This is a genomic window from Corallococcus carmarthensis, from assembly GCF_003611695.1.
GTDB classification, from domain to species: domain Bacteria; phylum Myxococcota; class Myxococcia; order Myxococcales; family Myxococcaceae; genus Corallococcus; species Corallococcus carmarthensis.
Genome location: NZ_RAWE01000285.1, coordinates 1 through 10,854 on the forward strand (window position 1 = coordinate 1; position 10,854 = coordinate 10,854).

Sequence of the window (10,854 nt, forward strand, 5' to 3'; positions counted from 1 at the left end):
CGGGTGCGTCATGACGGATGGACGCAGCGGGACGTCGGGAGCGAAGCGCACGGTGTACTGCGAGGACGCGCTCGCGTGGCTGGAGGCGCGGCCGGTGCTGGAGGGGTGTTCGGTGGTGGCGTCGATGCCGGACGTCTCCGAGTTCCCCTCGCTCACGGTGCCCCAGTGGAAGGACTGGTTCGTGGGGGCGGCGGCGAAGGTGTTGTCGCGGGTGCCGGCGGACGGGGTGGCGGTGTTCTACCAGTCCGACGTGAAGAAGGACGGGGCCTGGGTGGACAAGGGCTACCTGGTGTCGAAGGCGGCGGAGGCGGCGGGGTGTGACACGCTCTGGCACAAGGTGGTGTGCCGCAGGACACCGGGGACGGTGACGTTCGGGAGGCCGGCGTACTCGCACCTGCTGTGTTTCAGCCGGGGGCTGAAGGCGGACGCGGGCAAGTCCACGGCGGACGTGTTGCCGGAAGCCGGTGAAGTCACGTGGACACGAGGCATGGGGCTCAACGCGTGCCTGGTGGCGTGCCGCTTCATCCTGGAGCAGACGCGCACGCGCACGGTGGTGGATCCGTTCTGTGGCCACGGCACCGCGCTCGCGGTGGCCAACGCGCTGGGCCTGGACGCGGTGGGCGTGGAGCTGAGCCGCAAGCGCGCACGCCGGGCGAGGAACCTCCAGGCAACGTGGACGGGCGGGAAGCTGGAGCTGTCCAGCGCGGGGGGCGACGGGGAGGACGCGTCGCCGGGCGAGGACGGCGGGGCCTGACGGTTCAGGCCGCCTGCGCGCCCGTCAGCGCCTGGGCCACGTCCTTCTCCAGCTGCGTCAGGAACGTCTCGAACAGGCGCTCCTCCAGCGCGAGCGCGGGCTCCAGCGTCGTGCCGGCCTTCGACAGGCGCTGCTGGCAGGCGTCCTCGATGGTGCGGCGGTGGGACTGCTCCTCCACCACCACGCGCCCCAGCTCCTCGCGCACCACCGCGTGCCGCGTGGCCGCCTTGTAGAGCGGGTAGAGCACCATCGCCCGGCGCTCCACCACCGCCGTCGTGAGCAGGTAGTGCAGGTGCACGTCCGTCGTCCCCGTCAACCCTGTCACCCACTCCGCCAGCTGCCGGTCCAACGACTGGAACCACGCCGACGCCGCGCCCACGCTCAGGAACTCCGTCACGTCCTCGCGGCCCGCCACTTCACAGGCCAGCCGCTTGAACGTGAACGCGTGGCGCGTCTCGTCCGCCAGATGCCCCAGCACCTCCAGCGAGGGATGCCGGTCCGCCACCGTGCGGGAGATCTTCCGCGCCCCGATGAACTCCAGCAGCGACAACGTGTGCAGCCACCGCACTTCCAACTCCGGAGACCGGGCCAGCTGCCGCAACACCGTCTGGATTCTGTCACGCATGGGGCGCCCCTCTATCGCGCCCCGCACGCCCTCCCAAGCACTGTCGCTCCGGACAGGGGCAATCCTCCGGACTCCACTCCGTCCTGACCGGGAAGACAGGGTCGGCGGACTGGCCAACAGTGTCCGTGCCCCCGCGTTTGACCTGAACTCCGCCGTCGCCTTTGCTTCCCCGTGCTGAGGGCTGTGCCTGGTACCGGGGGGTTGACCAGCATGCGTCCACATCGCGGAGACCCGCATCCGTCAGGGCACCACCCTGCCCTCGCTACCGCGTCGCGGTCCGGCACCGGAGCGCGCGCATGAAGTCCCCGCCCGTGTCCTCGTGCCAGGGCGTGACCGCCTTCCGCCGCTGGATGCGCGCCCAGGACGCGGGCCGGCTCCTCGCCTCCCTGCGCGTGCGTCCCCTCGCGGGCTTCCTCCTCCGGGGCTCGGCGCTCGTGGGCGTCGTCGCGTTCCCTGCCTCCTTCGCCGTGCCCTTCACGCCCGCGCTCGTGTGCTTCCTGCCCTGTGCAGTGCACCGCGTCGCCTTCGCCTGCGTGCACGCGCGCCGCGGACGCGTGACGGCCTGGAGCTGGATCGCGTGGCTGCCAGGCCTGGCGCTGCAACACTTCTTCCTCGCGAGCCTCATGGCGCTCGCCACGTTTCCCGGGGCGCTCGTCTTCGGCGTGCTGCTCATCGGCACCTGCGCGGTGCACGGCCGGCGCTACCGGGTGACGTGGCGCGAGCCCTTCCTCATGGTGGGCACGCTCGCGGCCCTGCTGGGCGCCGTGACACTGGCGTGGAGCTCTCAACACGTCGTGCTCCTCGCCGTCGTGGGCCCCGCGGCCGTGCTCGCGCAGCTGTACCTGGGCGCGCTCGCCGTGCGCTACGACCAGGCCCGCGCGGACGCGGACCGCCTGCGCGCCGCCGTGCACGCGCAGCTCGTGGAGCAGCAGGAGCGCGACGTGGGCCGCCTCACCCAGGCGATGGCTGAAATCCTCGGCCACCACCAGGGCATGGATCAGGTGCTGCACGACGCCGGCACCGCCGCGGACATGATGAAGGCCTTCGGCACCCAGCGCGGCGTGCTCGCGCGCACCGGCTTCGAGGACCAGTCCCGCCAGCTCCAGGACAGCCTGCGGCAACTCCAGGAGATGGTGAAGGAGGTGCGCGCCAAGAGCCGCCGCTTCGCCGGCACGGAGCCGGAGGCCGTGGACCTGGGGCTCGTGCTGGAGTCCGTGCAGGCCCAGGTGTCCCTGCGCTTCCCCGACGTGGACATCCACGTGGAGCTGGAGCCGTCCCGGACGCCTCGCGCGCTCGTGCGCGGCGGACCGCTCACGCTTCGCCGGGTGGTGGAGAACCTGGTTGTCAACGCATGCGAGGGCAATGGCGAACAGGGCGCGTCCCGGGTCTACATCCGTGCGCGCACCGAACCGCTCAGCGGACGACTGGAGGTGGAGATCGAGGACGACGGACCTGGCTTTCCCCCGGAGCGGCTCAACGCACCCGCGGAGGAGCTCTACACGACCAAGTCCCAGGGCACGGGACTGGGCCTCTACACCAGCGAGTGCCTGCTGCGCGCCAGCGGCGGCCTGCTGCACCGGAACAACGGACCGGGCGGCGGCGCCCTGCTCCGCATCCTGCTGCCCCGGGAGTACCCATGAAGCACCTCAGCGCCTCCACCCTGATGCCGTCCACACCCCTCGCGCGCGGGCGGGCTGCGAATGAAACAGGGGGCCCGTCCAGCGGCGGCCCTGCTCCCCTCACGCTGTATGACGTGCGGACCTACCACGAAGCCCTCGCCGTGCGTGGCCTGGCCCGCCAGGGCCCCGGTCACCGCGTGTACTGCCACACGGGGCTGGTGGACCGGCTGCCCTCGCCCGGCACGCCGGGGCCGGAGCTGCGCGAACACCTGAGGGGTTCACAGGAGGCGCTGCTCGCGGAGCTGGCGCGCGCCATGGGGTCCTTCCCGGACGGCGGCGACGTGCTGGACGTGGGCAGTGTCCTGGGCGGCAGCGCGCTGTACTGGGCCCAGGAGCACCACGCGCGAGTGACCGCGATGGTGACCGTGCCCACGCACCTGGAGCAGGTGCGCAGGTTCGTGCAGGAGGCGGGCATGGGCACGCGCGTGCAGCCCCGGCTGTGCACGGGCGAGCCTCCTCGCGGCCGCGAATTCCACGACGCGGTCATCGCCGTGGAGAACACCTGCGCCCTGCCCCGCGCGGAGTGGCTTCGCGGCATGCACGCACGGCTCAAGCCCGGTGGATTGCTGGCCATCGCGGACTGCTTCTGGGTGCGCCCCAACGCGGTGCCTCCGTCCGGGGACGCGTGGCGCAAGCACCTGGGCAGCGTGAGCGAGTTCCTCGCCGACGCACGCGAGGCGGGCCTGGAGCTGGAGGCGCATGACGACGTGTCCTCGCGGGCGGTGGGCTTCTGGACGCTGAGCTCGGAGCTGCTCGTCCACGAGCACCTGGAGCGCGCCCCCACCGACGCACGCAGCCTGCGCGCCGCGCTCAACGCCGTGCGCGCCGAGTCGCGCCGCGAGCACCTGTGGCTGCAACAGGGCCTGCTGGATGGGGGTCTGGAGTACGCGCTGCTCGTGCTGCGCCGCGAGCCCTGATCCGCGCCCCTTGCACGGACGGCCTGACGAGCCCCCGCCCCATGGCACGTGGGGTGGGCGGCCCAGCGCCGTGCAGCCCCCGGACGATGCTCCCGCGAGGCCCCACCCCCAGCCTTGGGTTCGTCACACCAACACGGGGGTCAGGCATGAAGGGTTTCACGCGATGGATGGTGCTGGGGGCGGTGGCGGGCGCGATGGCCCTGACCGGGTGTCAGAGCAAGGAACGCTCGCAGGAAAGCGGGGGCACCGGTGCGCAGCCGGAGGGAACGGGAGGCTCCGGAAGCAAGCAGGGCACCGAGCCTGGCATGGGCACGACCCAGGAGCCGAGCCAGGGTCAGGGCACGGGCTCCACCATGGAGCCAGGCATGGAGCCGAGCACGGGCGGCGCCGGTGACGCGGGCATGGGCGGCGCGGGTGACTCGGGCATGGGCGGCTCTGGCATGGAGCAGGGCTCGGGCTCCGGCATGGAGGGCTCCGGTGGCTCCGGCAGCACCACCGGCAGCGACACCGGCGGATCCATGACGCCGGGCTCCGGAACCGACACGGGCGGCAACACGGGTGGCTCGGGGAACGAGCCCACCCGCTAATCCTCGGGATGGCGCGGGCGGGCCGCGATGCCACGCCCGCGCCCCTCCCTTCAAATCTTCACCATCAACGCGCCGGTGAGGCGGCTCTCCGTCTTCACCAGGTCGGGGCTCCAGCCGTCCACGAGCGACCCCGGCGCGCCCTGGTTGCCACCGGGCGGCGTGACGCCTCCGCGTCCGGAGAAGTACGGCACGTTGGCGGCGCGGTGGTTGAACTCCACGCGGAAGGTGATGAACGGCTGGGGGATGACGTCCGCGGCCACCTGGAAGTCCCAGGCCCGGTAGCGGTCGCCCGGGTTCGCGGTGAAGTACGGCGTGCCGGAGGCCGCGGTCGTCCCGTTGATGGGCGGCAGCAGCACCAGGTAGCGCCCGGGGTTGGTGATGGCGCCACCGCCCACGGTCAGCGCCAGCCGGTCCTGGAGGAACCACGCGCGGTGGTACGCCATGAAGCCCAGGAAGTATTGCGAACCGCAGTCCACGCCGCCGCCGAACTCACAGCCCGCGTCGAGCGTGAGCGACGCCGCCGCCTTCGTGACGAAGCCGCCCGGCGTGTCCAGGTACTTCACCATCACGCTGTCGTCGGTGTGCACCCGCTTGCGGTCCGGGTTCCCCAGCGTGTCCGAGCCGTAGTACTGGTTGCCCACCACCGACAGCCAGCCCGTGGGGCGCCACAGGATTTGACCGCCCACGCCATAGCCGTCGTTGAAGCGGCCATACGACTGCCAGCCATTGATCAGCCACGGTTCGATCTTGAGTGTGTCGCTGACGTAAATCTGCGCGCGCACGCCGTTGAAGAACCACGGCGTGTTCGACGACACGTAGGACGGCTGGTAGGTCCAGTTGTCCGCGTTGTAGTAGCTCCACAAGCCGATGTAGCTCATGAAGATGCCGGCCTGCAGGTTGATGCCGCGCAGCGCATCGAAGTGGTAGCCGCCGTAGGCCTCGGAGACGTAGCGGTAGGCGTCGTCCAGGTTCCACTGACCGCGCGCGGGGCTCGCGTCGTTGCGCGGCGTGGTCTGTGAGTACATGCCGAACTGGGTCATCAGCCGGCCCATGACGTTCTTGTAGAGGAAGTCTCCGCCGATGCCGAGCTGCGTGACCTGCACCTCGCCGTGGCGGAACACCTCGCTGGAGCCGGAGAGCGTGTCGTCCTGCGGGCGGTTGAAGCTGTAGTGGTACGCCGTGTCCAGACGGAACTCGCCGGTGAACGGGCCGAAGCTGAGCGGCTTCTCGCTCGCGCCCGCGTTGCCGGGCACCCAGGAGAAGTCCGCGAAGGCCAGCGGCGCGGGGCGCTCGTCGGGCGTGACGTCGGTGGTGGCTTCGGACTGCGCGTGAGCACGGGGCGCGAGCAGCAGCGCGGGTAGGAACGGGAGCCAGGGCAGCCAGGAGGTGACGGGTCTCATGACCTGGCTGGATTGCAGCCGTCGTACCCGGGCGCGAAAGGCGCCGGACTCCAGGAACCTCGCGAGGTTGGCGAAGGCGCGAGGGCCCGCGCGTCGTGCGAAATGCAGGGTGCCGGTGCGGGGCTTCGCGCGAAGCGCAAGGGGGTTGAACGCGCGTCCAACGTGCCGGGTTTCCGCCGGTGAACTCCGCGTACGACCCCGGTACATCCCCTGTGTCCACCCGAGCATCACCCCTGGGGGTGGGAAAGTCGGGTAGGCGGCGGGACTCGGTTACGGTGCCCGCACGATGCGCTTCTCCTTCGTGCACGCCGCGGATCTCCATCTGGACACGCCGTTCCGAGGAGTGGCCACGCACGGCCCGCTCCTGGAGCGCTTCCAGCAGTCCACCTTCCACGCGCTCGCGCGCATCGTGGACGTGTGTCTGCGCGAGCGCGTGACGTTCCTGCTGTTGGCCGGAGACCTGTTCGACGTGAAGGACCGCTCGGTGCGCGCGAGGCTCGCGCTGCGCACGGAGCTGGCGCGGCTGGACCGCGCGGGCATCCAGACCTTCATCGTCCACGGCAACCATGATCCGCTGAGCGGCGACACCGGCACCCTGGGGCTGCCCGCGTCGGTGAAGGTGTTCGGTCCGGAGTGGGAGGACGTGGAGGTGCGGCGCGAAGGCCGGCGCCTGTGCCACGTGCAGGGCGTGTCCTATCCGGACGTGGAGGTGCGCGAGAACCTGTCCGCGCGCTTCCGCCGCACCGGTGAGCACTTCAGCGTGGGCCTGCTGCACGCGAACCTGGGCGGCGACGCGGGCCACGCGAACTACGCGCCCTGCACGGCCGCGGACCTGGCGGCGGGCGGGCTGGACTACTGGGCATTGGGCCACGTGCACACGCGCGCGGAGCACCTGCTGCCCGGCGGCGGCGTGGCGGTGTACCCGGGCAACCCGCAGGGCCGGCACGTCCACGAGACGGGCGAGCGCGGCTGCGTGGTGGTGGACGTGGAGGACGGCGTCGCGCGCAGGAGGTTCGTGCCGGTGGACCGCGTGCGCTGGCACCGGCTGGACGTGCCGCTCTCCGGTGTCACGTCGCTGGACATGCTCCAGGCCGTGGCCACGGAGGTGGTGGAGTCACGCTGCGCGGAGGACTTCGACGGGCACGCGGTGCGCCTCACGCTGGCCGGGCGCGGTCCGCTGCACCGGGAGCTCACGCGGCCGGGCGCGAGGACGCAGTTGGAAGCGGACCTGCGCGAGCGGCTGGCGCGGGCGCATCCGCCGGTGCTGCTGGAGTCGCTGCGGGACGGCAGCCGGCCGGAGGTGGACCTGGAGGCAGTGCGCGCCGGGGGCGGCTTCCTGGGCACGCTGCTGGATGAAGCGCAGGCGCTGTCGCACGACGACGCGGCGCTCGCGTCGCTGTGGGACGACGAGGACCTGACGACGCTGGGGCAGCGGCTCAAGCGGTTGGGCGTGGATGCACTGGAGGCGCCTCGGCCGGAGCTGGTGGCGCAGGCCGGGCAGCGCGGCGTGGAGCAGCTCCACGAGGAGACACCATGAAGCCGGGACTGCGCATCAACCGCTTCCAGGTGGACGGCTTCGGGCACTTCCGGGGGTACTCGGGGACGCCGGGGCCGGGGCTCACGCTGCTGTACGGGCCCAACGAGGCGGGCAAGAGCACGCTGCTCGCGTTCCTGCGCGGTGTGCTCTTCGGCTTCGAGAAGCGCGGCCAGCCGGAGCGCTACGAACCCGAGGGCGCGCTCTTCGGCGGCGAGCTGTGGCTGGAGACAGCGTCGGGCCCGCTGGTGGTGCACCGCCAGGGAGGGAAGCGCGCATCGGAGGGCACGCTCACGGTGCGGAGCCCGGAGGGGCAGCCGCTGCCGGAGACGCTGCTCGACCAGGCGCTGGCGGACGTGCCGCGCGAGCTGTTCTTCGAGGTGTTCGCCTTCCGCCTGGATGAGCTGTCCTCCTTCCAGCGGCTCGCGCAGCAGCGCGGCGTGTCGGAGGCGCTGTTCGCCGCGGGCATGCAGGGCGCGCGGCGGCTGCCGGAAGCGGTGGAGCGGCTGCGCAAGGACGCAGAAGGGCTGTACGCGCCGCGCGGGCAGAAGCCCGAACTGAACCGCGTGATGAAGGAACTGGAGGACGTGCAGCAGGCGCTGCGCGAGGCGGGAGACCGGCCCGCGCTCTACTTCTCCACGCGCGACCGGCTGGCGGAGCGCATCGCGGAGGGCCACGCGCTGGAGGTGACGCGCAAGCAGACCGAGCGCGAGCTGGACCATGCCTCACGGCTGGAGTCCGCGCTGGGAGACCTGGTGGTGCTCGCGCGCGACCGGGCGGAGCTGGCCACGCTGCCGGTGCTGGACACCTTCCCCCCGGGCGCGGAGACGCGGCTGGAGGACGTGCTCCAGCGGCGCAAGACGTACCGGGCCCAGCAGGCGCAGTTGCATGAGCGGCTGATGCCCATCGAAGAAGCACGGGAGCGGCTGGCGGCCCCATGGCCCGTACGCGAGCGCGCCGAGTCCCTGCGCACGGCGCTGGCCACGTACTCCGGACACTCCGAGCCGCTTCGGGCACTGCCCGCGCGCAGGGCGTCGCTGACGTCGCGGCGGCGGCAGTTGGAACAGTCGCTGGGAGAGCTGGGGCTCGCGGTGGATGCGGGCGGACTGCTGGCGCTGGACCTGGGCGCACGGGCGCGCGGAGAGCTCGAGTCGCTCGCGGCGAGGTTGGACGCGGCGGACGCGGCGCTCGCACAGGTGGAGATGGAGCAGGCGCGCACGCGCGAGGAACGGGCGCGGCTGGAGACAGCGCTGGCGCGGGTGCAGACGGAGGTGGAGGCCCTGCCCGAGGCGAAGCCCGCGCAGGTGCGTCAGCGGCAGGCGGCGGTGGGACGGATGCGCGCGGTGCGTGGGGACCTGGAGCGGCTGGCGGAGCAGCGCATGGAGCAGCGCCGCCAGATGGACGGCGTGCGGGCGCCCACGGACGCGGTGCCGTTGCGCTCGCTGTTGCCGCTGTCGTGGGTGGTGGCGGCGGCGGGCGTGGCGCTGGGGTTCGCGGTGCTCGCGACATGGGTCGCGAACGTGACGGTGGGCATGCTGTGCGCGGTGGGCGGCCTGATGCTGGTGGGGCTGCTGCTGCTCGTGCGCCTTCGCGTGGAGGCGGCGCGGCACGCCAGCCTGGAAGCCCAGGCGGCGCGGCATCGCTGGCGGCAGCAGGAGGAGGAGCGCTTCCGCTCGGTGCAGGCCACGATGTGCGCGAGAGAGGAATTGCTCCAACGGGAGTTGCTGCACGCATCCGGAGCGGCGGGACTGTCCCCGGGAGCATCGCTGGCGGACCTGGCCGCGCAGGAGGCACTGCTCGCGGAGCTGCTGACGCAGGCCGAGCGCCGCGAGCTGCTCTTGCGTGAAGAGGACACGCTGCGCATGGCCTGGGACACGGCGGTGCGTGAAGACCAGCGCATGGAGGAGGCACGGCTGCGCGCGGGCCAGCGCGAGGAGGTGCTGCGCGAGGAGTGGGTCGCGTTCCTCGTGGCGCGGCGTTTCCCGGAGGCCCTCTCCGCGGCGTCGGCGCTGACGCTGTGGCGTGATGCCGCGGCGCTGCGGCAGCGGCTGTTGGACCTGCGCACGGACGAGGAGGAGTTCACGGTGGCGGAGGCCGCGTGCGACGCGGTGACGGCGCGGCTCCTCCAGGAGGCTCGGGCAGCGGGCATGCCCCCAGGGCCCGCGGAGACGGTGGCCGCGCGCGTATCCGTGGCGCTGGAGGAGGTGCGCTCCCGGGCAGCGGATCAACGCCACCTGGACGGTCAGCGCGGCGAGCTGCTGGCGGAGAAGGCACGGCTGGACCAGCTGGTGCTGGACGAGGACCAGGCCTGGGAGGCCCTGCTCGCGGAAGGAGGCTGCCAGGACGAAGCGGCCTTCCGCCGGCGCGCGGTGCAGGCCCGCCGGTACGCGGAGCTGGCGGCCCGGGTGCGCGAGCACGTCCAGCGGGTGCAGGCACTCACCGGCCTGGGCGAGAACGCGGCGCACGAGGAGGTACACACGGCGGGCGGTGAGACGGGCTTGAAGGAACGGCTCGCCACGCTGCGCGAGCGCCACCGTTCCGAGGGCGAGCGTCACAAGGCGGTGCTCACGGAGCAGGGCAGCCTGAAGACGCAGCTGTCGCAGTGGGAGAACGACGACCGCGTGTCACGGCTGCGCATCCAGGAGGAGACGCTGCGGGCGAAGGCGGCGGAGCTGGCCACGCGCTACGCGGCGGACCGGTTGACGCTGGCGTTGCTGGGCCGGGCGCGCCGGAGGTTCGAGGAGGAACAGCAGCCGCGCGTCATCCAGCTGGCCAGCGAGCTGTTCTCGGAGCTGACGGCGGGACGCTACCGCCGCGTCTTCATCCCAGCCGGGGATGCGCGCGAGCTGCGCGTGAGCGACGGCGCCAGGGACTGGAGCGCGGAGCAGCTGTCGCGGGGCACGCGGGAGCAGCTGTTCCTCGCGTTCCGGCTGGCCGTCATCCGCGACTTCGGGGAGACGCGGGGCGCGCTGCCGCTCATCACGGACGACGTGCTGGTGAACTTCGATCCGGAAAGGGCCCGGGGCGCGGTGCGGCTCTTCGCGAGGCTGGCGGAGCACCACCAGGTCATCGCCTTCACCTGCCACCCGTGGCTGCGCGAACACTTCGAAGCCGAAGGCGCCCACGTGCTGGAGCTGCCCGGCGCCACCAAGCCTCCCCGCGAAGGTCCCCAACCCCTGCGGGTGGTCTCCGGCGGGTAGTCACGGCTTCCGGAAGCGGGAGGACACGCTCCTAGTACCACTTAGTCGGTTGTTGAAGCTGCCGGTCGATCATGATCTACGGTCGTGATGGACCGGCGGACGCTGAAGCGACTCGATGAGGAGTTGCGCGAGTACCTCGACTCGATGGTGGAAGGAAT

The 10,854-nt window shown here is 72.1% G+C and carries 8 protein-coding genes; 6 read left to right on the forward strand and 2 right to left on the reverse strand.

What is annotated here, in order from left to right:
* Positions 1 to 10 precede the first annotated feature (10 nt).
* Positions 11 to 754 (forward strand): class I SAM-dependent methyltransferase, encoded by a 744-nt coding sequence (locus tag D7X32_RS40145; RefSeq protein ID WP_120607798.1) that lies wholly within the window; start codon positions 11 to 13, stop codon positions 752 to 754.
* 4 nt (positions 755 to 758) lie between these two features.
* Here D7X32_RS40145 and D7X32_RS40150 read toward each other — a convergent pair whose 3' ends face one another.
* Entirely contained in the window at positions 759 to 1,379 is a 621-nt protein-coding gene (locus tag D7X32_RS40150; protein ID WP_120607799.1) for a hypothetical protein, read from the reverse strand.
* A 296-nt stretch (positions 1,380 to 1,675) separates the two neighbouring features.
* On the opposite strand from D7X32_RS40150, the gene D7X32_RS40155 reads away from it, so the two are divergent.
* The 3 genes from D7X32_RS40155 to D7X32_RS40165 all read left to right on the forward strand — a co-directional run bounded on the left by D7X32_RS40155 (position 1,676) and on the right by D7X32_RS40165 (position 4,562).
* Positions 1,676 to 3,019: a sensor histidine kinase gene (locus tag D7X32_RS40155; protein ID WP_120607800.1), complete on the forward strand. Its 1,344-nt coding sequence runs from the start codon at positions 1,676 to 1,678 to the stop codon at positions 3,017 to 3,019.
* The gene (locus tag D7X32_RS40160; protein WP_171450032.1) at positions 3,016 to 3,975 is read left to right on the forward strand and encodes an SAM-dependent methyltransferase; all 960 of its coding nucleotides are present in this window, start codon (positions 3,016 to 3,018) and stop codon (positions 3,973 to 3,975) included. The genes D7X32_RS40155 and D7X32_RS40160 overlap by 4 nt, the downstream gene beginning before the upstream one ends.
* A gap of 146 nt (positions 3,976 to 4,121) precedes the next feature.
* Positions 4,122 to 4,562, forward strand: a complete 441-nt coding sequence (locus D7X32_RS40165) for a hypothetical protein (RefSeq protein WP_147450462.1) — start codon at positions 4,122 to 4,124, stop codon at positions 4,560 to 4,562.
* A 50-nt stretch (positions 4,563 to 4,612) separates the two neighbouring features.
* Here D7X32_RS40165 and D7X32_RS40170 read toward each other — a convergent pair whose 3' ends face one another.
* Complete coding sequence (locus D7X32_RS40170; RefSeq protein ID WP_120607802.1) at positions 4,613 to 5,962, reverse strand: outer membrane beta-barrel protein; 1,350 nt, start codon at positions 5,960 to 5,962, stop codon at positions 4,613 to 4,615.
* A gap of 286 nt (positions 5,963 to 6,248) precedes the next feature.
* Here D7X32_RS40170 and D7X32_RS40175 point away from each other — a divergent pair, with 286 nt between their 5' ends.
* Both D7X32_RS40175 and D7X32_RS47700 read left to right on the forward strand, forming a co-directional pair.
* Positions 6,249 to 7,499 carry a metallophosphoesterase family protein gene (locus D7X32_RS40175; RefSeq protein ID WP_120607803.1) on the forward strand — a complete coding sequence of 417 codons (1,251 nt, stop codon included), beginning with the start codon at positions 6,249 to 6,251 and terminating at the stop codon, positions 7,497 to 7,499.
* Positions 7,496 to 10,696, forward strand: a complete 3,201-nt coding sequence (locus D7X32_RS47700; protein WP_120607804.1) for an AAA family ATPase — start codon at positions 7,496 to 7,498, stop codon at positions 10,694 to 10,696. The genes D7X32_RS40175 and D7X32_RS47700 overlap by 4 nt, the downstream gene beginning before the upstream one ends.
* The last annotated feature ends 158 nt before the right edge of the window (positions 10,697 to 10,854 follow it).